23 protein-coding genes are annotated in these 22,482 nt (G+C 54.4%); 8 read left to right on the forward strand and 15 right to left on the reverse strand.

Features of this window, described 5'->3' with window-relative positions; translation table 11 throughout:
* Nucleotides 1–45: 45 nt before the first annotated feature.
* From mdcH to mdcA, 8 genes are all read right to left on the reverse strand, one after another.
* A complete protein-coding gene (gene mdcH, locus GF617_RS16740) occupies nucleotides 46–942 on the reverse strand; it encodes a malonate decarboxylase subunit epsilon (RefSeq protein WP_181621091.1) in 897 nt (298 codons plus the stop codon).
* Nucleotides 942–1,559, reverse strand: a complete 618-nt coding sequence (locus GF617_RS16745; protein WP_181621093.1) for a malonate decarboxylase holo-ACP synthase — start codon at nucleotides 1,557–1,559, stop codon at nucleotides 942–944. Before GF617_RS16745 ends, mdcH begins: the two co-directional genes overlap by 1 nt.
* 2 nt (nucleotides 1,560–1,561) lie before the next feature.
* On the reverse strand, nucleotides 1,562–2,521 hold the full coding sequence (locus GF617_RS16750; RefSeq protein WP_181621095.1) for an AEC family transporter: 960 nt from the start codon (nucleotides 2,519–2,521) through the stop codon (nucleotides 1,562–1,564).
* 128 nt (nucleotides 2,522–2,649) lie between these two features.
* Complete coding sequence (mdcE, locus tag GF617_RS16755) at nucleotides 2,650–3,450, reverse strand: biotin-independent malonate decarboxylase subunit gamma (RefSeq protein ID WP_181623848.1); 801 nt, start codon at nucleotides 3,448–3,450, stop codon at nucleotides 2,650–2,652.
* Nucleotides 3,450–4,283, reverse strand: a complete 834-nt coding sequence (locus GF617_RS16760) for a biotin-independent malonate decarboxylase subunit beta (RefSeq protein ID WP_181621096.1) — start codon at nucleotides 4,281–4,283, stop codon at nucleotides 3,450–3,452. Before GF617_RS16760 ends, mdcE begins: the two co-directional genes overlap by 1 nt.
* Entirely contained in the window at nucleotides 4,276–4,575 is a 300-nt protein-coding gene (gene mdcC / locus GF617_RS16765; protein ID WP_203452116.1) for a malonate decarboxylase acyl carrier protein, read from the reverse strand. Before mdcC ends, GF617_RS16760 begins: the two co-directional genes overlap by 8 nt.
* 9 nt (nucleotides 4,576–4,584) lie before the next feature.
* The gene (locus GF617_RS16770; protein ID WP_181621098.1) at nucleotides 4,585–5,442 is read right to left on the reverse strand and encodes a triphosphoribosyl-dephospho-CoA synthase; all 858 of its coding nucleotides are present in this window, start codon (nucleotides 5,440–5,442) and stop codon (nucleotides 4,585–4,587) included.
* Entirely contained in the window at nucleotides 5,442–7,097 is a 1,656-nt protein-coding gene (gene mdcA / locus GF617_RS16775; RefSeq protein WP_203452117.1) for a malonate decarboxylase subunit alpha, read from the reverse strand. The genes GF617_RS16770 and mdcA overlap by 1 nt, the downstream gene beginning before the upstream one ends.
* Nucleotides 7,098–7,354: 257 nt before the next feature.
* Between mdcA and GF617_RS16780 the strand changes: the two genes are divergently transcribed.
* From GF617_RS16780 to GF617_RS16790, 3 genes are read left to right on the forward strand one after another with little or no spacing between them, the layout of a single operon-like run.
* Nucleotides 7,355–8,377 carry a hydrolase gene (locus tag GF617_RS16780; protein ID WP_203452118.1) on the forward strand — a complete coding sequence of 341 codons (1,023 nt, stop codon included), beginning with the start codon at nucleotides 7,355–7,357 and terminating at the stop codon, nucleotides 8,375–8,377.
* A complete protein-coding gene (locus tag GF617_RS16785; protein ID WP_181621101.1) occupies nucleotides 8,374–8,592 on the forward strand; it encodes a YheU family protein in 219 nt (72 codons plus the stop codon). Before GF617_RS16780 ends, GF617_RS16785 begins: the two co-directional genes overlap by 4 nt.
* Nucleotides 8,593–8,622: 30 nt before the next feature.
* Nucleotides 8,623–9,492: a phosphoribulokinase gene (locus GF617_RS16790; protein ID WP_181621102.1), complete on the forward strand. Its 870-nt coding sequence runs from the start codon at nucleotides 8,623–8,625 to the stop codon at nucleotides 9,490–9,492.
* A gap of 67 nt (nucleotides 9,493–9,559) precedes the next feature.
* Here GF617_RS16790 and GF617_RS16795 read toward each other — a convergent pair whose 3' ends face one another.
* Nucleotides 9,560–9,964: an OsmC family protein gene (locus GF617_RS16795; protein ID WP_058609467.1), complete on the reverse strand. Its 405-nt coding sequence runs from the start codon at nucleotides 9,962–9,964 to the stop codon at nucleotides 9,560–9,562.
* A 309-nt stretch (nucleotides 9,965–10,273) separates the two neighbouring features.
* On the opposite strand from GF617_RS16795, the gene crp reads away from it, so the two are divergent.
* Together crp and GF617_RS16805 are read left to right on the forward strand one after the other, a co-directional pair.
* Nucleotides 10,274–10,906: a cAMP-activated global transcriptional regulator CRP gene (gene crp / locus GF617_RS16800; RefSeq protein ID WP_000242758.1), complete on the forward strand. Its 633-nt coding sequence runs from the start codon at nucleotides 10,274–10,276 to the stop codon at nucleotides 10,904–10,906.
* Nucleotides 10,907–10,963: 57 nt separating this feature from the next.
* The gene (locus tag GF617_RS16805; protein ID WP_203452124.1) at nucleotides 10,964–13,051 is read left to right on the forward strand and encodes a YccS/YhfK family putative transporter; all 2,088 of its coding nucleotides are present in this window, start codon (nucleotides 10,964–10,966) and stop codon (nucleotides 13,049–13,051) included.
* On the opposite strand, the gene GF617_RS16810 is transcribed toward GF617_RS16805, so the two are convergent.
* The 5 genes from GF617_RS16810 to ppiA form a co-directional block, all read right to left on the reverse strand.
* Nucleotides 13,048–14,268, reverse strand: a complete 1,221-nt coding sequence (locus tag GF617_RS16810) for an aspartate aminotransferase family protein (protein ID WP_181621103.1) — start codon at nucleotides 14,266–14,268, stop codon at nucleotides 13,048–13,050. The genes GF617_RS16805 and GF617_RS16810 overlap by 4 nt on opposite strands.
* 86 nt (nucleotides 14,269–14,354) lie before the next feature.
* Complete coding sequence (gene pabA / locus GF617_RS16815; protein ID WP_181621105.1) at nucleotides 14,355–14,918, reverse strand: aminodeoxychorismate synthase component 2; 564 nt, start codon at nucleotides 14,916–14,918, stop codon at nucleotides 14,355–14,357.
* Nucleotides 14,919–14,949: 31 nt separating this feature from the next.
* Complete coding sequence (locus GF617_RS16820) at nucleotides 14,950–15,552, reverse strand: putative adenosine monophosphate-protein transferase Fic (RefSeq protein ID WP_181621107.1); 603 nt, start codon at nucleotides 15,550–15,552, stop codon at nucleotides 14,950–14,952.
* The gene (locus GF617_RS16825) at nucleotides 15,542–15,709 is read right to left on the reverse strand and encodes a YhfG family protein (RefSeq protein ID WP_181621109.1); all 168 of its coding nucleotides are present in this window, start codon (nucleotides 15,707–15,709) and stop codon (nucleotides 15,542–15,544) included. Before GF617_RS16825 ends, GF617_RS16820 begins: the two co-directional genes overlap by 11 nt.
* A 105-nt stretch (nucleotides 15,710–15,814) precedes the next feature.
* The gene (ppiA, locus tag GF617_RS16830; protein ID WP_181621112.1) at nucleotides 15,815–16,387 is read right to left on the reverse strand and encodes a peptidylprolyl isomerase A; all 573 of its coding nucleotides are present in this window, start codon (nucleotides 16,385–16,387) and stop codon (nucleotides 15,815–15,817) included.
* Between the two features lie 327 nt (nucleotides 16,388–16,714).
* Here ppiA and tsgA point away from each other — a divergent pair, with 327 nt between their 5' ends.
* A complete protein-coding gene (tsgA, locus tag GF617_RS16835; RefSeq protein ID WP_181621114.1) occupies nucleotides 16,715–17,899 on the forward strand; it encodes an MFS transporter TsgA in 1,185 nt (394 codons plus the stop codon).
* A gap of 4 nt (nucleotides 17,900–17,903) precedes the next feature.
* Here tsgA and GF617_RS16840 read toward each other — a convergent pair whose 3' ends face one another.
* A complete protein-coding gene (locus tag GF617_RS16840; RefSeq protein ID WP_203452119.1) occupies nucleotides 17,904–19,220 on the reverse strand; it encodes a cytosine deaminase in 1,317 nt (438 codons plus the stop codon).
* A 239-nt stretch (nucleotides 19,221–19,459) separates the two neighbouring features.
* On the opposite strand from GF617_RS16840, the gene nirB reads away from it, so the two are divergent.
* Complete coding sequence (gene nirB / locus GF617_RS16845) at nucleotides 19,460–22,003, forward strand: nitrite reductase large subunit NirB (RefSeq protein WP_203452120.1); 2,544 nt, start codon at nucleotides 19,460–19,462, stop codon at nucleotides 22,001–22,003.
* Complete coding sequence (gene nirD, locus GF617_RS16850; protein ID WP_181621118.1) at nucleotides 22,000–22,329, forward strand: nitrite reductase small subunit NirD; 330 nt, start codon at nucleotides 22,000–22,002, stop codon at nucleotides 22,327–22,329. Before nirB ends, nirD begins: the two co-directional genes overlap by 4 nt.
* The last annotated feature ends 153 nt before the right edge of the window (nucleotides 22,330–22,482 follow it).

Here is a 22,482-nt window from a genome sequence, read left to right on the forward strand (position 1 = left end):
ACCAGGAACGCAGGCCAGATCAGCGTAGCGCCACCGGACAAAAGATCACGCCCGAAGCCGCTTCGCCAGATGCACCGCCACATCAACGCCACTGCGTTCCAGCGAAATGGACTCGCCTTCCCACGCAGCCTGTCTCGTCAGGCAGGTCAGCACACCGCCGGGTGGCATTTCAATCGCCAGCCGCGCGTCGCGTTCATTTGCCGAGATCACCGCGTCCTGCCAGCGCACTGTCCGCGCCATGTTCATCGCTAAATCATCGGCAATCTTTTCCGGCTGCCAGAGTACGCGCCCGGTACTACCACTCAGGTACGCACAGCGCGGACGGGAGAGCGTAACCTGGCGGAAAGCATCTTCCAGTTTTCGCGCTGGTTCAGCCAACAGCTCGCAATGCGAAGGTACACTAACCGCCAGCCGGTGCGCTTTCGAAGCCCCTTTTTCCAGCGCGCGTTTCGCAACCTGCGCCATCCCCTCATTACTTCCGGCAATCACAATCTGCGTTTCAGCATTCAGGTTCGCGATATAGGTCCCGCTATCCGCGATCAGGGTTTCGACCTGAGACAGCGTGAGCCCCATGATGGCTGTCAGCCCATAGCCATGCGGATACGCTTGTTCCATCAAATCACCGCGCAGCGCTACCAACTGCAGCGCATCAGCAAAATCAAGCACCCCGGCAACCACCGCAGCGGGATAAGCGCCTATCGACAGGCCACTGACGATATCCGCCGAGATCCCTCGACGCTCAAGTTCACGCGCCCAGGCGACACCGGCAATAAGTAAAGAGAGCTGTACCGCACGGGTATGGCGTAGCGAATCGGGGGTGTCCAGCGCATCGGCTTCGGTTCCCAATATCTCACGCGCCTGATCCAGTTCCGTACCCGGCAAATGTTGCAGCATATCGGGATGTTGTGTCCCCTGCCCCGGAAAGGTAAACAGTATTTTCATCACGCCTCCCTGTGCCACGGGTCGACCACCAGGCGCGGCCCATGGCCTGTTTTTAACAAGATTTTTCCGTCCCGTAGCCACTCAGATAACGCAAAACCGCCTTCTGGGGTATCCACCTGCGTATCCGCACGACAAAGTGCACGGCTCAGTTGGTTCTGCCAGAGGGAAAATGCGTCTTGCGATAGTGCGAGTGGCGCGCGGATCAGCAGGTCGAGGTCACTGTCAGCGTGGATAACCGGAATACCGGTCGCCAGGGCATAGCCTGTGCTGCCGGTAATTCCCCACACCCACGGCCAGGAGTGCTGAGAAAGCTGTAACGCCACCTGAACTGGCGGCTGAGTGATGAAGGGTGAGCGCAACAAATCGGCTGTCACACTCAGGGCTTCCGGTGAAACCACACGAAGTACGTTTTCCGGTTTCACCCACCCAGCCGCACGCTGATCGCGGCGCAAACCACGCACGCCAACGGGAATACGGCCATCGTTATCAACATCACGCCTCACGACCACCGGCAGACCAGAATGCCAGACCGTATCCACCCAGGATTCAGTAATACCTTCCAGCGCGTCACGCGCGGTAAGCCAGATGAGGTCGTGTGGGCGTAATGTTGTGGTCATGATTACATTCCTGAAGTCAGCGAGATAAACAGCGGCAGTGACAGGATACACAGGACGGAGCTTAACAGCAGCACAGCTTCTGCATCCGGCGACTGCACGCCAAAGCGGTTGCCGAACACCACACCAAAGAAGCCAGCAGACAGCGCAATCATCAGAATGGCGGTAATCGCCACAGAACCGTGCAGACCGAAGATCAGCACAATGCCCCAGGCAATCGCAGGCTGGATCAGCAGTTTGGCGACAGTCGAGGTGATCACCATGGTGTTGATCTGCAGTTTACGGGCAGAAAGAATAACACCGGTCAGGAACAGCGCGGCAGCAGTTGCAGACAAGCCCAGCGGTTTAATCGCAGCCAGAACCAGCTCCGGCATTTTGATGCCAATGGCAGATAAAATCACCCCCAGCAGCGGGCCCATCACAATCGGTTTTTTGATCGAGCGCCACATCAGTACCGGCAACATCGCCAGCGTAGAACCAGAGTTATTGCCATCAGCTCGGGCTTTTTCGCGTTCCAGGATCAGCAGACAGAACGGGGTCATCAGTACAGAACCGCAAGCAATTGACACGGCAACAGACAGCGATGTTGAAGACCCTTCTCCCAGCACACTTCCCAGGATCGGCAGGCCGAGCGCGGCGTAGTTTGGCAGAGCGACTGTCAGCGTCAGTACAGCGGCATCCTGTGGAGATTTTTTAAAGACGCTGGTTGCCAGGAAATAGAGGATGGCGTAGGTGATCCACATCGCCAGAGTCAGCACCAGAATCAGCGGCGACTGCGCCACAATCCCCGTCCAGGGTGTTTGCACAGTGGCACTGAACAGGGCAGCGGGCAGGGCAAAATCCATGACGAAGATATTAAGCAGGGAAACATTTTTGTTATCGACCATCTTTGCCTTACCGGCCCAGAATCCCAGTAGCATGATGATGAAAATTGGCGCAAGAGCATGAACAATTACGTAAGTCATATATCACCTGTAATAAATAAAAAATGTTTAGCACTGGTGCGATGATTATTATTTTTCAGGATGCAGCATCCCGCGCGGGCGCTACGGGCGCGCCCACGGGGTAATGCATCTGGCAGGTCTTTTGTTACTTACCAGCTTGCTCGCATACGTTCGCGTACAAGAGCAGAGCTGCGGCGGTTGTCAGCACCCAGACGATTTTTTAACGTGGTGTCCTGACGTGCGTCGTTGATGGCCTGTTGCAGCGTGGTTTTCACCTGCGCCAGATCATGTGTTGTGGGGGCATCCGGATTGCTGATATCCAGCAGGTTCTCAAGCAGCCCCAGCGTAGCGTAGTTACTGATGTCATAGGCCATTGGTGGGATGGTGGCAGCCAGTTTTTCCAGTGCCTCCACGGTACGCAGCGTAATGCGTGCCGCAGACTCTTTCCCCATCGCGTGGATCAGCACGCCTTTATCGTTGAATGCGATCAGGCGGTTGGCCTGGTAGCCATGCGCCAAAAACGCACCAGACATCGCTTTTCCCACAATCAGACCAATCACCGGATGCCCGGCCAGGCGCGCATTGGCATACGCTGCCGCCGCACCGGCCAGCGCCTGGTGAATACCAAACGCCTCTTCGCGACGACCATAGGCCTGGCTCGGAACGTCAATCACGGCCACAATCGGGCGCTTCACGGTTTTATCTGCATCAGCGGCAACGGTTTCACTCACCACTTTGGCCAGCGTCCACCCTTCCAGCAGACCCACTTCGCCCTTCGCTGCACGCGGGAAGTGATTATTCGCATCCGGGACAACCGCCACGAAACGCACCGCTTCACCGTTGAGTTCACCGTCAGTTGCCTGTACGGACGGGCATAATCCTTCCAGACGTTTCGCATTCGGAGCGAGGGTTTGCAGCCATAATTCGCCGCGGCTTATTGAGCTAGTCATCATTTCACCTCCCGGGCAAAAAGCGCCTTGATTTGTTCGGCATCGGCCTGTTTGCGGGTGTCGAATGCCGTCAGGCGGTTCAGATAATCGTCATAGTTATCGGTACGATGCTTTGCCGGAACGCCTTTGGCGATGGCGTCATTCATCGCCTGTTTCACCGCATTCACACCATCCCCCACCAGCGCATCCACCAGACCACTCTGGTAGCGCACTTCGCCACCGGTCATGCTCCAGATAAACGGACGGTCGCGGGAGTCGTACTCTTCAATGCCCGCTTCCTGCTCAATCACCTGCGGGCCGTTGAGGCCAAGACGCGCTTCACGGGTCACAATCAGGTAGCTGCACAGTGCGGCGGCAATGGACATCCCGCCGAAACAGCCGACGGTCCCGGCCACAATACCCACCACCGGGGTATAGCGGCGCAGGTCAACTATCGCCGCATGGATATCGGCAATCGCCGCCAGACCAAGATTCGCTTCCTGCAAACGCACACCGCCGGTTTCAAGGCACAGAACCGCCTGTGTCGGAATGCCGTTGCGGTTATCTTCTGCCGCCAGCTCCAGTGCCGCCGCCATCTTGGCGCCGGACACTTCACCCATGCTGCCCCCCTGGAATGCCCCTTCAATGGCGACAACCACCGCAGGCTGTCCATTGATTGTCCCTTTAGCAACCACCATGCCGTCGTCGGCCTGTGGCACAATGCCCTGTGGCCCCAGCCAGGGTGAAATAATGCCTTCAAACGGATCGAGCAGTTCGCGGTAGCTGCCGTCATCCAGCAGGGCATGGGCACGCTGACGTGCTTTTAGTTCGATAAAACTACGGTCATCACGCATGATTCACCTCTTCAAAAACCTGTTCGATACGAATGCGCGCGACACCCGGTGTTGCGCCAAAATCGTGGATCGTCAGTTTGCCTGCAGGCAGGCTGCTGACGGTTTGCAGACGATTGAACAGTGCATCCCAGCGACGACGGCTGTTGTCGGCAGAAGTGGTGATATCAATAGTTAAGGTCTGCCCCTGGTCGGCGGTGAATAGCACCTCCATATCCCCTGAGCCGACAACCCCTGCCAGCGCTCTGCCGCTTAACACGCGGCTGGCTGGCACGGTCAATGTAATTTTTTCCATAACATCCTCTTAATGCGTTGAATATGGCGTCTCGACGCGATCGAGAAACAGCGTGGCGGCGAGCAAATCCGCCGCACCTCCTGGCGAAGCGTTAAGTGCAAGCATCTGGCGATCGAGTTCAGCCAGCGCGCGTTGGCCTTCAGGCTGAGCCGTACCTCCGGCGCGAAGCACTGCCCGAGCGCCGTCTTGCATGACATCCAGCCCTTCCAGCCCGGCACGAGACAGCACGCAGGTGTCCGTCAGGGACGTCATGATCGCCATCAGGGCATCAAGCCTGGCGTGCGCTTCACTGCTGCCGTTCAGACGGCTCAGACGAAGCTGCGGCAATGCGCGTTGTAAAATATGCGGAAACGCCTGCTGAGCCTCTTCACGCGCGCCCGGTACACGGTAGCGGTGCGTCGCACGAAGACCTTTGCTAAACACTTTCGGCGCGGCATCATCCGGGAGCATTGCCAGGGCCGCTGCGGTTTCCGCCACGGCCTGCGCGCGAGCATTTCCCCCCAACATCGCCACGGCACTCACCAGTAATCCCAGTGCCCAGATTGCACCACGGTGGGTATTAACGCCTTCCGTGACCACCATCATCTGCTGTTCGCCTTCGCGGCCAAGCCGCCCAACGGTTTGCCGGAGCGCAATGTCTGCCGGACGCTGCCAGCTTTGTTGCGCCAGTGCCTGAAACGTGGGGGTCAGGCTGTGTGCGGAACGCTCCATTAACGCGAGCGTTAAATCGTGGTGCGCGCCGTTCCCCCGACTGTCCACCAGACCGGGCTTCGGGCTTAATCGTGCTTCGTCAATCAGACACTGCGTGGCGGTTCGCGCCAGCCATTCCGCACCGCCTTCAACCTGAATCTGGGGCAGAAGTTTCATTACCAGCTCCGGAATTTCGCAGGTGGGTTGTAGAGACCGCCAGACCATTCCACCAGGTCAGAAACACTGCCAGCGGCCAGCAGGGAACGGGTGGCGTCAGTGCGGCGAATGCCCATATCTTCCGGGTAAACCACTTTGCCGCTTTGACGCAGCGCGGCGACGCGTTTGGCATCTACACCCAGGCCGATATCGGTGATGCCCGCAACGGCTGCAACCATCGCCCGGCGCTCGCCGAGATCCTTCGCACGGTAAAGGTAAGCAATCCCCTCTTCCGTCAGAACGTGGGTCACGTCATCGCCATAAATCATTACGGGAGCCAGTGGCATACCGGAGGCTTTCGCGACCTCGACTGCGTCGAGTTTTTCCACGAAGGTCGGTTTCACACCAGCCTGGAACGTTTCAACCATCTGCACGACCAGCTTTTTACCTCGCTGCATCGGGTCCGGTTCGGTGATCATATTCAGCCATGCCGGGGTAGCATGACGACGACCGTGCGGATCGTGCCCCATATTTGGTGCACCACCGAAGCCAGACAAACGCCCCCGAGTCACCGTTGAGGAGTTAGCGTAGCCATCAACTTGCAGGGTCGAACCAATGAACATATCAACAGCATACTGGCCAGCCAGTTGGCAGAACGCGCGGTTGGAACGCATAGAGCCATCTGCGCCGGTAAAGAACACATCCGGACGAGCACGGATATACTCTTCCATCCCCAGCTCACCACCGAAGCAGTGCACGCTCTCAACCCAGCCGCTTTCAATCGCCGGGATCAACGTTGGATGCGGGTTCAGTGTCCAGTGTTTACAGATTTTGCCTTTCAAGCCGAGCTGTTCGCCGTAAGTCGGCAGCAGAAGCTCAATTGCGGCGGTGTTAAAACCGATCCCGTGGTTCAGAGACTGTACCTGGTGCTCCGCATAGATACCTTTGATGGCCATCATCGCCATCAGGATATGTTCCTGTTTGATCAGGCGCGGATCGCGGGTAAACAGCGGTTCGATAAAGAACGGTTTATCCGCCACCACCACGTAGTCGATCCAGGAACCAGGAATATCCACGCGCGGCAGGTCACACTCGTCGTCCACCAGCTCGTTCACCTGTGCGATGACGATCCCGTCGTGAAACGCCGCAGCTTCAACCAGTGCTGGGGTATCTTCTGTACTGGCCCCTGTGTAAAGGTTGCCTTTGCGGTCCGCTTTAAACCCGGCAATCAGCGCCACATTGGGCGAGAGATCAACGTACAGGCGAGAATAAAGTTCGATGTAGGTATGGATTGCACCGATTTCGAGTTGCCCATCTTCCAGCAACTGCGAAATACGCAGGCTTTGGGTCCCGGAGAAGGAGAAGTCCAGCTTGCGGGCGATCCCTTTTTCAAAGATATCCAGATGCTCACTGCGACCGACGCTTGGCATGATCATATGCAGGTCATGCACGATTTGCGGGTTCACTTCAGCCAGTGAGCGAGACAGAAAGTCTGCCTGCTTCTGGTTGTTGCCTTCCAGTACGACTTTGTCGCCTGGCGCGATCAGTTTTTCCAGCATGGCGACAAGGTCGCCGGTTGGCAGTACCTTGCCCTGCACCGGGACAGAAGCCAGACGGCGCGCTTTCTCAGTGCGTCGAGTGTTCCATGCCCGGGCGGGTGTTTGCCCAGATAACATTATTAACCTCCTGATTCAGCACATCATTTTGATTTGCTTAACGCTGAGTAAAGTCTGCACTCTGGTGAGAAAGGCATCAATTAAGCGTAGAGAGAAATCGTTAGCCTGAGAGTAATAATCAGCGTAAGGATTTGTGATCGGGATCATTTCACGATGCGGAAATTGCTGAATCAGAGGTAAACGCCCCTCGTTTTCATAAACAGGGTACAATTCGGAAGGTATAGTAAATGACAGACAAGAATTAACATCGCACCGTTATGACCCAAATAATTCCATCCGACTTCGACATCGCGTCCGAAGAAAGCGCAGAGTTCGTGCCCATGCGTGGCGTGGCAAACCGCCACCTGCAAACCATGCTGCCGCGCCTGATTCGCCGCAAGCTACAGTTCACACCGCACTGGCAACGCCTGGATTTACCCGACGGTGACTTTTTGGATCTCGCCTGGAGCGAAGAGCCTGAGCAGGCCCGGCATAAACCACGTCTGGTGGTATTTCATGGGCTGGAGGGCAGCTTGTACAGCCCCTACGCGCACGGTTTGATCCAGGCGGCAAAAGCGCGTGGCTGGCTTGGCGTGGTGATGCATTTTCGCGGATGCAGCGGCGAACCCAATCGCCAGAACCGGATTTACCATTCCGGCGAAACCGAAGACGGCACAGGGTTTTTACGCTGGCTGAATGAGCATTTTGGCCGCGTACCTACCGCAGCAGTAGGCTACTCGCTGGGCGGAAACATGCTCGCCTGTTTGCTGGCAAAAGAAGGCGCGTCGGTTCCGTTGGATGCCGCCGTGATTGTCTCTGCACCGTTCATGCTGGAGCAGTGCAGCTACCATATGGAAAAGGGCTTTTCACGCGTTTATCAGCGCTACTTGCTCAACCTGCTGAAAGCCAACGCGGCACGTAAACTGAAAGCCTACCCGGACACATTGCCGGTCAGCCTGCGTCAACTGAAAAAAGTGCGTCGTATCCGCGAGTTTGACGATCTGATCACTGCCAAGATCCACGGTTTTGCCGATGCGATTGACTATTATCGTCAGTGCAGCGCCATGCCGTTGCTCAGCAAAATAACCCAACCCACGCTGATCATTCATGCCAAAGATGACCCCTTTATGGATCATCACTCCATACCCGCGCAGGAATATCTGCCCGCCAATGTGCAATATCAACTGACCGAGCATGGCGGCCATGTCGGTTTTGTTGGCGGCACGCTCAGACATCCCCGGATGTGGCTGGAGACACGTATTCCTGACTGGTTAACCTCTTATCTGGAAAGCGCAAAATGATTATTCCCTGGCAGGATCTGGCTCCCGAAACGCTCGATAATCTGATTGAAAGCTTTGTGTTGCGTGAAGGCACAGATTATGGTGAACATGAACATTCGCTTGAACAAAAGGTCGCCGATGTGAAGCGCCAGTTGAAAAGTGGCGATGTAGTGCTGGTGTGGTCCGAATTGCACGAAACGGTCAATATCATGCCCCGCAACGCGCTTCATGGCTGACCGTTAAACCTTTCCAGTCAGGGAGTTGCTATGTCTGCCAGACATCCGGTTATTGCCGTTACAGGTTCGAGTGGGGCAGGAACAACCACCACCAGCCTCGCCTTTCGCAAGATTTTCGCGCAACTGAACTTACGGGCAGCCGAAGTCGAAGGGGACAGTTTCCATCGCTATACTCGCCCTGAAATGGATATGGCCATTCGCAAGGCTCGCGATCTCGGTAAACATATCAGCTACTTTGGGCCTGATGCTAACGACTTCGGCCTGCTTGAGCAGACATTTCATGCGTACGGGCAAACAGGTAAAGGGCAATCCCGTAAGTATCTGCATACCTATGATGAAGCCGTCCCCTGGAATCAGGTTCCCGGCACGTTCACGCCATGGCAACCGCTTCCTGAACCAACCGACGTGCTCTTTTATGAAGGCTTGCACGGCGGTGTGGTCACACCACATCACAACGTGGCGCGACATGTGGATTTGCTGGTCGGCGTGGTTCCTATCGTCAACCTGGAGTGGATCCAAAAGCTCACACGCGATACCAGCGAACGCGGTCATTCCCGTGAAGCCGTGATGGATTCGGTCGTGCGTTCGATGGAGGATTACATCAACTTCCTGACGCCGCAGTTCTCGCGTACGCACATCAACTTCCAGCGCGTCCCGACGGTCGATACCTCCAACCCTTTTGCGGCCAAAAGTATTCCTTCTTTGGATGAGAGTTTTGTAGTGATTCACTTCCGAAATCTGGAAGGTATTGATTACCCCTGGCTGCTTGCAATGTTGCAGGGCTCATTTATTTCCCACATGAATACATTAGTGGTTCCGGGCGGGAAAATGGGGCTGGCGATGGAGTTGATCATGACGCCGCTGGTCGAGCGACTGATGGAAGGGAAGAAGATCGCATGAACATTTCCCCTCTCCGCAGGGAGAGGGTCCGGATGAGGGCATCAACGTGCATGATGCCCAACACACATCAGGCTTCAATCACTTCGTAGGAATGCGTGATATTTACCGCTTTTTCCAGCATTAACGCCACAGAGCAGTATTTCTCAGCAGAAAGATCAACCGCGCGTGATACTGCCGCATCCTTCAGATCTTTACCGGTGACAATAAAATGCAGATTGATGTGCGTAAACAGGCGCGGCGCTTCTTCACGACGCTCTGATGTCAGCTTAACTTCGCAATCTGTCACGTCATGACGACCTTTTTGCAGAATAGATACCACGTCAATTGCGCTGCATCCACCCGCCGCCATCAGCACCATCTCCATCGGACTTGGTGCTTTATCGCCGGAGTTACCATCCATCAAAATCTGGTGTCCAGAAGCGGATTCGCCCAGGAATGTTAAACCTTCAACCCATTTCACACGCGCTTGCATATTCATTAACTCCAACGTTGCATTTTTGGTGACAGATTACGCGTGCGTTACAATTCTCGCAACGGAAGGCGACCTGCATCATGCTGAAGCGAGACACCAGGAGACACGCGGCAAAAGCTATGCTAAAACACTCGGGATGCTACAGTAATACATTGACGTTACACATGTATGCAGAGGACATCAAACTTTACTGGCTGCGAATATTACGACAGCCGACTTCCCAGGTATGGGTAAGAATTCGATTGCAACCCCAGAGTCCGGATGCATCTTATGACTCTGGTGACAGCTTATAACAGAGGATAACAGCGCATGGTGCTTGGCAAACCGCAAACAGACCCGACTCTCGAATGGTTCTTGTCTCATTGCCACATTCATAAGTACCCATCGAAGAGCACGCTGATTCACCAGGGTGAAAAAGCGGAAACGTTGTATTACATCGTCAAAGGCTCGGTGGCAGTGCTGATCAAAGATGAAGAAGGGAAAGAGATGATCCTTTCTTATCTGAACCAGGGCGATTTCATCGGCGAGCTGGGCCTGTTTGAAGAAGGCCAGGAACGCAGTGCCTGGGTTCGTGCAAAAACCGCATGTGAAGTGGCTGAAATCTCCTACAAGAAATTCCGTCAGTTGATCCAGGTTAACCCTGACATCCTGATGCGTCTTTCTTCGCAGATGGCTCGCCGTCTGCAGGTCACGTCTGAGAAAGTGGGTAACCTCGCCTTCCTGGACGTAACAGGCCGTATTGCACAGACGCTGCTGAACCTGGCGAAACAACCTGATGCAATGACCCACCCGGACGGTATGCAAATTAAAATCACCCGCCAGGAAATTGGTCAGATTGTCGGCTGTTCTCGTGAAACGGTTGGCCGTATCCTGAAAATGCTGGAAGACCAGAACCTGATCTCCGCACACGGTAAAACCATCGTGGTTTACGGAACCCGTTAATTCCGGTAAAACGGCGTGCCATCGCAAGGTGTCACGCCGTTTTTGTCTCTATCCCCCATGTGGCGAAGGCTGATTTATCACCCGGAAGTTAACTATGCACTGCGGCAAACGCTGGTGCTGTGTCTTCCTGTGGCTGTGGGATTGCTCCTCGGACATCTGCAACAAGGTCTGCTTTTCTCTCTCGTCCCTGCCTGCTGCAACATTGCGGGTCTGGATACGCCCCACAAACGCTTTTTCAAACGCCTGATTATTGGCGGCTGCCTGTTTGCCGGTTGTAGCCTTGCGGTGCAACTGCTACTCGCCCGTGAGATCCCGCTGCCGCTGATTCTGACAGTACTTGCGATGACGCTTGGCGTCACGGCTGAAATCAGCTCACTGCATGCCCGGTTACTGCCTGCATCGCTTATTGCGGCCATTTTTACCCTCAGCCTCGCAGGCAATATGCCGATGTGGGAACCCCTGCTTATCTACGCCCTGGGCACGCTGTGGTACGGCGTATTTAACTGGTTTTGGTTCTGGCTATGGCGCGAACAGCCACTGCGTGAATCCCTGAGCCTGCTCTATGTACAGCTTGCTGATTACTGTGAAGCCAAGTACACCTTGCTGACTCAGCACACCGACCCGGAAAAGTCGTTGCCGCCACTGCTGGCTCGCCAGCAAAAGGTGGTCGATCTGATAAGCCAGTGCTACCAACAGTTGCATATGCTTGCAGCCAATAAAAACCATGACTACAAGCGGTTACTGCGCACGTTTCAGGTAGGGCTGGATCTGCAAGAACACATCTCCGTCAGTTTGCACTACCCTCACGAGGTGCAAAAGCTGGTCGAGCGCAGCCACGCTGAAGCGGTGATCCGCTGGAATGCGCAAACGGTCGCGGCGCGTCTGCGCGTGCTGGCTGACGATATCCTCTATCACCGCTATCCCACGCGTTTCACTATGGAGAAACAGCTGGGCGCGCTGGAAAAAATCGCCAACCAGCATCCGGATAACCCGGTCGGGCAGTTCTGCGCCTGGCACTTCAGTCGAATTGCCCGCGTGCTGCGCACGCAGCGTCCACTTTACCCTCGTGATCTGATGGCGGATAAACAGAAACGTCTGCCGTTGCTCCCCGCCCTGAAGAGCTATCTGTCGTTCAAATCTGCAGCGCTGCGTAATGCCGCCCGTATCAGCGTGATGCTGAGCGTCGCCAGTCTGATGGGCGTGGCGCTGCATCTGCCAAAACCGTACTGGATTTTAATGACGGTGCTGTTTGTCACCCAAAACGGCTACGGCGCGACGCGAGTGCGTATTCTTCACCGGGCAGCAGGCACAATCGCGGGGCTGGTGATTGCCGGGGTAACGCTCCACTTCCACGTCCCGGAGGGTTATACACTGGCGGGAATGCTGGCGATCACAATGGTGAGCTATCTGATCATCCGTAAAAACTACGGCTGGGCAATGGTGGGCTTTACGGTAACGGCGGTGTACACCCTGCAACTGCTTACGCTCAATGGCGAACAATTTATCATCGCCAGGCTAGTTGATACCCTGATTGGCTGCCTGATCGCCTTTGGTGGAATGATCTGGTTGTGGCCGCAATGGCAGAGCGGATTACTGCGTCAGAACGCCCACGATGCACTGGAGGCCGACCAACAGGCCATCCGGTTGATACTCAGCAACGATCCGCAACCTTCGCCGCTGGCGTATCAGCGTATGAAGGTGAATCAGGCGCATAACGCCCTGTTTAACTCACTCAATCAGGCAATGCAGGAGCCTGGCTTTAATTCGCACTATCTGGCAGACATGAAGCTGTGGGTCACGCACAGCCAGTTTATCGTCGAACACATCAACGCCATGACCACGCTGGCGCGTGAGCATACGATGCTGACACCCGATCTGGCACAACGGTATTTAGAATCCTGTGAAATTGCCTTGCAGCGCTGCCAGCAACGTCTGGAGTATGACGCGCCGGGAGAAGCGGGAGATTCGAACATTCTTGAGGCGCCGGAGACCCTGACTCACGGGCCAATGAGCACACTGGAGCAGCATCTGCAGCGGATTCTGGGACATTTGAGCACCATGCACACCATTTCGTCGGTGGCATGGCGTCAGCGTCCACATCACGGCATTTGGTTAACACGCCGGTTAAAACGTACCGGGTATTAGCCTTGTACAATCTGCGCTACCGCACGGGCAAAGCGGTTTAATCCATCTTCGATATCCTGATTTTCTACCACCAGCGATGGTGCAAAACGCATGACATCAGGCCCTGCGTTCAGCACCATGACCCCTTCATGGGCAGCAGCATGCAGGAAATCACGCGCACGGCCTTTAAACTGCGGCTTCAGTTCTGCACCAATCAACAATCCCATCCCACGGATTTCGCTAAACACGTCATACTGGTCGTCAATCTGCTGTAGATGCTTCACAAACAGTTCGCGTTTCGCATTCACGCCATGCAATACCTCTGGGGTGTTGATGATGTCAAACGCCGCACCGGCAATCGCACAGGCCAGCGGATTACCGCCATAGGTTGAGCCATGAGAGCCGACATGGAATGCGGATGCGATCTCCTGCGTCGTCAGCACAGCACTGATTGGGAAGCCGCCGCCGAGCGCTTTGGCGCTGGTCAGGATGTCCGGCGTAACGCCGTAGTGCATGTAGGCAAACAGATCGCCGGTACGCCCCATACCGCTTTGCACTTCATCAAACACCAGCAGTGCCTGATGTTCATCGCACAGTTCACGCAGACCTTTCAGGAATTCCGGCGTTGCCGCAGTGACGCCGCCTTCGCCCTGAATCGGCTCCACCACCACCGCACAGGTATGATCATCCATGACCGCTTTCACCGCATGCAGATCGTTAAACGGAACGTGGATGATATCCGCGGGTTTCGGGCCGAAACCGTCAGAATACTTCGGCTGCCCGCCCACAGAAACGGTAAACAGCGAGCGCCCATGGAACGCATTATGGAAAGCAATAATTTTGGTTTTATATGGACTGTGGCGGGTCGATGCATAGAAGCGCGCCAGCTTAAACGCAGTTTCGTTAGCTTCAGTCCCGGAGTTCATGAACAACACGCGTTCAGCAAAAGTCGCATCGATGATTTTGCGTCCAAGACGCAGAGCCGGTTCATTGGTGAACACATTACTGGTGTGCCACAGGGTTTCGCCCTGGCTTTTCAGCGCCGCCACCAGTGCAGGATGGCAATGTCCCAGTGCGGTGACGGCAATCCCTCCCGCAAAATCAACGTACTCTTTACCCTGCTGATCCCACACGCGGCTGCCTTTCCCTTTGACAGGAATAAACTCTGCCGGTGCATAAATCGGCAGAATTACTTCATCGAATGTCGCGCGGGTAATTGCTGATTGTTCAGTTGCCATGTCGTGCCCATCCATTTTATGTCACATTAATTGTGAAAATATAATCACGAAATATGCATAAAAAATCACAACAAGGCAATAGATATTCAGCGATTGAGGAAATTCGCCAGAAGCTGATGTCCCTGCTCGCTCAGAATGCTCTCCGGGTGGAATTGCACACCTTCAAGATCCCATTCGCGGTGGCGAATACCCATGATCTCCTGTGTGTCGCTCCAGGCCGTCACGTCAAAACAGGTGGGAAGCGTGGGCGGATCGATCACCAGGGAGTGATAACGGGTAACGGTGAGCGGATTATTCAGGCCACGGAACACCCCCATTCCGGTATGTGTTATCGGCGACGTTTTGCCATGCATCACCTTCGCCGCACGAACAATCGTTGCCCCGAATGCCTGAGCAATAGCCTGATGCCCCAGACATACTCCCAGAATGGGCAACTTACCGGAAAAATGGCGGATGACATCCAGCGAAATACCGGATTCAGACGGTGTACAGGGTCCTGGTGAAATGACAATCTTCTGCGGGGCAAGGGCTTCTGTTTCTGCCAGTGTCAGTTCGTCGTTGCGATGGACGGCCACCTCTGCGCCCAATTCACAAAAATACTGGTAAAGGTTCCAGGTGAAGGAATCATAGTTATCAATCAGCAGAATCATGGCGGCTCCAGAACAAAAATGCCGCCCTATTCTACTCAGTTTCCCGTGCTTCGCTCACTACTTTGGCAAAGATGGTGTTCAGGGCCGATAAATCCCCCATCGCCCCACTCTGATTGGCTGCCGCCCACGCATCCGGGCTGATATCCCGCCAATTCAGTTGATAGCCTGCGTGGATCGCCAGTTGCTCAAAGAAGATCCTCTGAACAATGCCGTTCCCGATCCGAAAAGGGTGCAGGACGTTAATTTCACAGTAGTAGTGGCTAAGACGAGCCACAAACTCACTTTTCTCAAGCCCGGCCAGATACCCCTCTTCTTCGAGATCCTGCATCAGGCTATTACCCTCTTTCTCAATATAGGCAAAGTGGCAGAATCGGGTATCCCCCTGGTAAATATCCACTTCGCGGATATCCCCTGCCCAGTCAAAAACGTCCTGGTAGAGATGACGATGAATAGCGCACAGATGAGGTAATCCCCTTGCGGGTGGCCCCAGATTCAGCGTTGCCACACGCAGGGCCGTCAGCTCATAGGCGGCCTGCGCCAGCCTGTCCACCTGACGGATGTTCAGCCGGTTACGCATCACATTCAGCCCAGGATAAAGGTAAGGATCGCGATCGTCGCCATATTTATCGCTCATAGTGCCTCCGAAGTTCCTCAAGGCGTTCCTGTGCTGCCTGCGCACTGAGCGTGACTAACGGGCTCTCGACACCCTCAAGACGGCGGCTGGCCTGAAAATTTGCATTTCGCTGCTGCTCCCAGAGACGGGATTTTTGCTTGTCGGTGAGTTTTTTCACTGCACGCCTCCCTGAAGGGGTCCGTTTGCCACAAGTATAAGCAGCAAAACGCGCTTTCGCAGGGAGGGTTAGCGGCGCGGGCAGAGGATACCCGCGCGAGAAAACTTATGGCAGAACTTTTGCGGAGAGGATAACTACCGGTTTTGACGGCACATTCTGGTATGGACCAACGTCGTGCGTCTGCACCTGGGAAATCTTGTCAGCAATATCCATCCCTTTCACAACTTTACCAAAGACCGCGTAGCCAAAGTCACGCTGACCGTGATCGAGGAAGGCATTATCAGCGATGTTGATGAAGAACTGGCTGGTTGCGCTGTCTTTATCCGCTGTACGCGCCATAGAGATCGTGCCACGGGTATTGAGCAGACCGTTATCCGCTTCGTTTTTAATAGGTGGATTTGGCTGTTTTTGCTGCATCTGTTCGTTAAAGCCACCACCCTGCACCATGAAACCTGGGATCACACGGTGGAAAGTGGTGTTGTTGTAGAAACCACTGTTCACGTAATCGAGGAAGTTTTTCACAGAAACAGGAGCTTTCTGGCTATTTAATTCCAGCTCAATATTCCCGGCGGAGGTTGTCAGCAAAACACGAGGGTCGCCTTTTGCTGCCAGTGCAGCAGGTGAGACGGCAGAAAGGGCAAACACAGCTGCGACAGCCGCCAGTGTTGATTTGAGCATGAGAATTCCTTAACAAAGCGCAGTAAAAAAGGCGAATGGTTTGATTCTAAAGAGCAGTATGAACGGAGGCCAGCCTTTTACCTAATTTTACGAATTTGAAACAGTTGTAACGACGCAAACGATTGGTTTATACGCTAATTAATGTGATCAACATCACACATAATCATGTAATTGAGATCAATATTTTCCTAAAAGATTTAAATAGATCACTTTCGAGACTAAAATCTGCCCGCTCTAACGCAGTCAATGCGTTTTACTTTTCATTACCCTGAAAAATTCGTATGCCTCTTCAGCGCGAAGGATAACGGGTAACTCAACAGGCCAGACATGACTAACAGCAATCGTATCAAGCTCACATGGATCAGCTTCTTCTCCTACGCCCTGACCGGCGCGTTGGTGATCGTCACCGGGATGGTGATGGGCAATATCGCAGACTATTTCCAGTTACCCGTATCCAGTATGAGTAACACCTTTACCTTCCTCAACGCCGGGATCCTGATCTCCATCTTCCTGAATGCCTGGCTGATGGAAATCGTGCCACTGAAAACGCAACTGCGCTTCGGCTTTGTCCTCATGGTCGCCGCCGTGGCTGGTTTGATGCTGAGCCACAGCATTGCCCTGTTCTCCGCTGCGATGTTCGTGCTGGGGCTGGTAAGTGGTATCACCATGTCTATCGGTACGTTCCTGATCACGCACATGTATGAAGGCCGCCAGCGCGGTGCGCGTCTGCTGTTTACCGACTCTTTCTTCAGCATGGCAGGCATGATTTTCCCGATGGTTGCCGCAATTTTGCTGGCACGCAGCATTGAGTGGTACTGGGTCTACGCCTGCATTGGCCTGGTCTACGTCGCGATCTTTATCCTGACCTTCGGCTGTGAATTCCCGGTTCTGGGCAAGAAAGCAGAGCAGACTCGCGAGCCCGTCGCGAAAGAAAAATGGGGGATCGGCGTGCTGTTCCTCTCCATTGCGGCACTGTGCTACATCCTGGGCCAGCTTGGCTTTATCTCCTGGGTCCCGGAATATGCAAAAGGTTTAGGCATGAGCCTGAATGACGCCGGCAAACTGGTGAGTGATTTCTGGATGTCTTACATGTTCGGTATGTGGGCGTTTAGCTTTATTCTGCGTTTCTTCGATCTTCAACGCATTCTGACCGTACTGGCTGCGCTGGCTACCGTACTGATGTATCTGTTCATCAACAGCGCACCTGAGCATATGCCGTGGTTCATTCTGACGCTCGGTTTCTTCTCCAGCGCCATTTATACCTCAATCATTACGCTCGGTTCTCTGCAAACCAAAGTGGCTTCACCTAAACTGGTAAACTTCGTGCTGACCTGCGGCACGATCGGTACGATGCTGACCTTCGTGGTCACCGGCCCGATTGTCGCGCACAGCGGCCCGCTGGCTGCGCTGCATACCGCTAACGCGCTGTACGCCGCCGTCTTCGCGATGTGCTTCGTTCTGGGCTTCGTGACTCGCCACCGCCAGCACAACACTGCGGCAGCAAATCACTAACCGGTTACGCCCCTTTGCGATCAGCAGAGGGGCTGTTTCGGGCAAAGCTCACCTCTTCTCCCCCGCTATCCGTTTGTACCCAGGTTTGCGCCAGCTGCGTTGTGGCAATCACACGCCCCTGACGAATCGACCAGCGTACCGGAACCTGGCAGCGTACCGCCTCAAACCCGCTCTCCGCTGGCAGAATAATCAGGTTAGCCGGATTCCCCGTTTCAATACCGTAATCAGCTAAGCCGAAGGTCCGGGCGCTGTTATGGGTGATCAGATCCAGCCCGCTGTCGATTTGCGGATACCCCATCATCTGGCATACATGCAGCCCCATGTGCAGTACTTGCAGCATGTTGCCTGTTCCTAACGGATACCAGGGATCAAAGACATCATCATGACCAAAGCAGACGTTAATTCCTGCGGCCTGTAGCTCTTTCACTCTCGTGATCCCACGCCGTTTCGGATAATCATCAAAACGCCCCTGCAGGTGAATATTCACCAGCGGGTTAGCGACAAAGTTAATGTCCGACATCTTCAGCAGACGGAAAAGTCGCGACGTGTACGCACCATTATATGAGTGCATCGCCGTGGTATGGCTCGCCGTCACGCGTGATCCCATACCCGCCTCATACGCCAGCGTAGCCACCGTCTCCACAAACCTGGATTGTTCATCGTCGATCTCGTCGCAGTGGATATCCAGCGGACGGTCATATTGCTTCGCCAGCTCGAAGGCGATATGCAGTGACTGCACGCCATACTCGCGCGTGAATTCAAAATGGGGGATCGCCCCTACCACATCCGCGCCAAGCTGTAACGCCTCTTCCAGCAGAGCGGCCCCGTTGGGATAAGACAGAATACCTTCCTGCGGAAAGGCGACGATTTGCAGCGTAACCCAGGGCGCCACCTCCTTTTTCACCTCAAGCATGGCCTTAAGTGCGGTGAGCGTCGGGTCTGATACATCCACATGGGTACGGGCAAACTGGATACCATTGGCCATTTGCCACTTGAGCGTCTTCCACGCTCGGGCTTTCACATCCTCATGGCTGAGCAACGCTTTCCGTTCAGCCCAACGCTCAATACCTTCGAACAGCGTACCGGACTGGTTCCAGGCCGGTTCACCCGCCGTCTGGGTCGTATCAAGGTGAATATGCGGCTCAATAAAGGGAGGGATCGCCAGACCACCACGGCCATTTAAGACCTCGTAACTTTCGGCATTTGCCTCACCCATCGGAGTAATTTCACCGAAGCGACCATTCTCGATGGCGATTTGCCATAGCCCTTCACGACCCGTTAAACGAACATTCTGAACCAACCAAAGCGGCGTTGTAGACATACACTCCCCCGAAAAACGTGACTGAAATTTAGGAGTACGCATTATTTAAAATTAGCCCCCTGATTTGTACACAAAATCGACGACAACGAAAAGCGAACGATTTCCACAACTTACAAAAAACCTGATAAATCAATCATATACCACCTAAGTGGTAGGTTAAGGCGTATTTGATTTGCATCAATAAGCCCCGTAGCTGAATCGTTAAGGTAGGCAGTAATAAAAAAGAAATCGAGGCAAAAATGAGCAAAGTCAGACTCGCTATCATCGGTAACGGCATGGTCGGCCATCGCTTTATTGAGGATCTTCTCGATAAAGCGGATGCTGCCCAGTTCGATATTACCGTGTTCTGTGAAGAACCCCGCAAGGCGTACGACCGTGTGCACCTCTCTTCTTACTTTTCCCACCACACTGCCGAAGAGCTTTCTCTGGTACGTGACGGTTTTTACGAGAAGCATGGTGTAAAGGTGCTGGTTGGCGAACGAGCTATCACCATCAACCGTCAGGAAAAAGTGATCCACTCCAGCGCCGGGCGAACGGTCTTTTACGACAAACTGATCATGGCGACTGGCTCATACCCGTGGATCCCGCCAATCAAAGGCTCGGAAACTCAGGATTGCTTCGTTTATCGTACCATTGAAGACCTGAAAGCCATTGAATCTTGCGCACGTCGCAGCAAACGTGGTGCAGTTGTGGGTGGCGGTTTGTTAGGTCTTGAAGCGGCTGGTGCGCTGAAAAACCTTGGCGTTGAAACGCACGTGATCGAATTTGCCCCAATGCTAATGGCAGAGCAGCTTGACCACATGGGTGGAGATCAGTTGCGCCGTAAGATCGAAAGCATGGGCGTAAAAGTTCACACCAGCAAAAATACCAAAGAGATCATGCAGGAAGGCACTGAAGCACGCAAAACGATGCGTTTTGCCGACGGTAGCGATCTGGAAGTCGATTTTATCGTCTTCTCTACCGGTATTCGCCCACGCGATAAGCTGGCAAACCAGTGTGGTCTGGCCGTTGCTCAGCGTGGCGGCATCATGATTAACGACGCTTGCCAGACCTCCGATCCGGACATCTATGCGATTGGCGAATGCGCCAGCTGGAACAACCGCGTGTACGGTCTGGTCGCACCAGGATACAAAATGGCGCAGGTCGCCGTGGACCATATCCTCGGCAACGAAAATACTTTTGAAGGCGCAGACATGAGCGCCAAGCTGAAACTGCTGGGCGTGGATGTGGGCGGTATCGGCGATGCGCATGGTCGCACCCCGAATTCGCGTAGCTACGTCTATCTCGATGAGAGCAAAGAAGTCTACAAACGCCTGATCGTCAGCCAGGATAATAAAACCCTGCTGGGTGCTGTTCTGGTGGGCGACACCAGCGATTACGGCAACCTGCTGCAGTTGGTCCTGAATGCCATTGAGCTGCCGGAAAACCCGGATGCTCTGATCCTCCCGGCGCACGCCTCCAGCGGCAAACCGTCTATCGGTGTGGATAAACTGCCGGACAGCGCGCAAATTTGCTCCTGCTTTGATGTCACTAAAGGCATGTTGATCTCTGCGATCAACAAAGGCTGCCATACCGTGGCAGCGCTGAAAGCCGAAACGAAAGCCGGTACGGGTTGCGGTGGGTGTATCCCACTGGTCACGCAGGTGCTGAATGCCGAACTGGCGAAACAGGGCATCGAAGTTAATCACAACCTGTGTGAGCACTTCTCTTACTCTCGTCAGGAGCTTTATCACCTGATCCGCGTTGAAGGTATCAAAACGTTCGACGAACTGCTGGAGAAACATGGGCAGGGTTACGGCTGTGAAGTCTGTAAACCGACCATTGGTTCCCTGCTGGCCTCCTGCTGGAATGAGTACATCCTTAAACCAGAACACACGCCGTTGCAGGAAACGAACGACAACTTCCTTGCCAACATTCAGAAAGACGGGACGTACTCGGTTATCCCGCGCTCTGCCGGGGGCGAGATCACCCCGGAAGGTCTGGTCGCGGTTGGCCGCATCGCACGTGAATTTAACCTGTACACCAAAATCACCGGTTCCCAGCGCATCGGGCTGTTTGGAGCGCAGAAAGATGACTTGCCAGAAATCTGGCGTCAGTTGATTGAAGCGGGCTTCGAGACGGGTCATGCCTATGCCAAAGCGCTGCGCATGGCAAAAACCTGTGTTGGTAGCACCTGGTGTCGTTATGGCGTTGGCGATAGCGTGGGTTTCGGCGTGGAGCTGGAAAATCGCTATAAAGGTATCCGCACACCGCACAAAATGAAGTTTGGTGTTTCCGGTTGTACCCGCGAATGTGCGGAAGCGCAGGGTAAAGACGTGGGTATCATTGCCACGGAAAAAGGCTGGAACCTTTACGTTTGTGGTAACGGCGGGATGAAACCACGCCACGCAGACCTGCTTGCCGCAGATCTCGATCGTGAAACCCTGCTGAAATACCTCGATCGCTTCATGATGTTCTACATTCGTACCGCCGATAAGCTGACCCGTACCGCCTCATGGCTGGATAACCTGGACGGCGGCATCGACTACCTGAAGTCAGTCATCATCGACGACAAACTGGGCCTGAACGACCACCTGGAAGAAGAGATTACGCGCCTGCGCGAGGCAGTAATTTGTGAATGGACCGAAACGGTAAATACACCGTCAGCACAGGTTCGCTTCAAACACTTTATCAATAGCGCCCAGCGCGACCCGAATGTCCAGGTTGTTCCTGAGCGCGAACAACACCGTCCGGCAACGCCATACGAGCGTATTCCAGTGACGCTGGTGGAGGAAAACGTATGAGCCAGTGGGTAAACATCTGCAATATTAACGATATCGTGCCTGCTACCGGCGTGTGCGCACTGCTGGGAAAAGAGCAGGTCGCTATTTTCCGCCCCCGCCACGATGAACAGGTTTTTGCCATCAGCAATATCGATCCTTTCTTCGACGCCAGCGTGCTCTCTCGCGGGTTGATCGCAGAGCATCAGGGTGAACTGTGGGTTGCCAGCCCACTGAAAAAACAGCGTTTCCGTTTACGTGACGGACACTGTATGGAAGATGAAAGCCACTCTGTGAAACACTACGACGTTCGCGTGAAGGACGGCAAGGTGCAGCTGCGAGGCGAGTAATGACGGGGGCGCAATGCCCCCGCTTTTGTAATGTTCTCCCGTTCGGGAGTTTTTCAACTTTTTTACACACACTCATTCGGGTTGCATCGCGGCGGTAACTGAACGAATCCCCAGGCGCACAGTTCACTATGTGGCTGGGGTGAGTGAAGGCAG

The sequence above is a fragment of the Lelliottia sp. RWM.1 genome, assembly GCF_016859735.1.
Lineage (GTDB): Bacteria > Pseudomonadota > Gammaproteobacteria > Enterobacterales > Enterobacteriaceae > Enterobacter.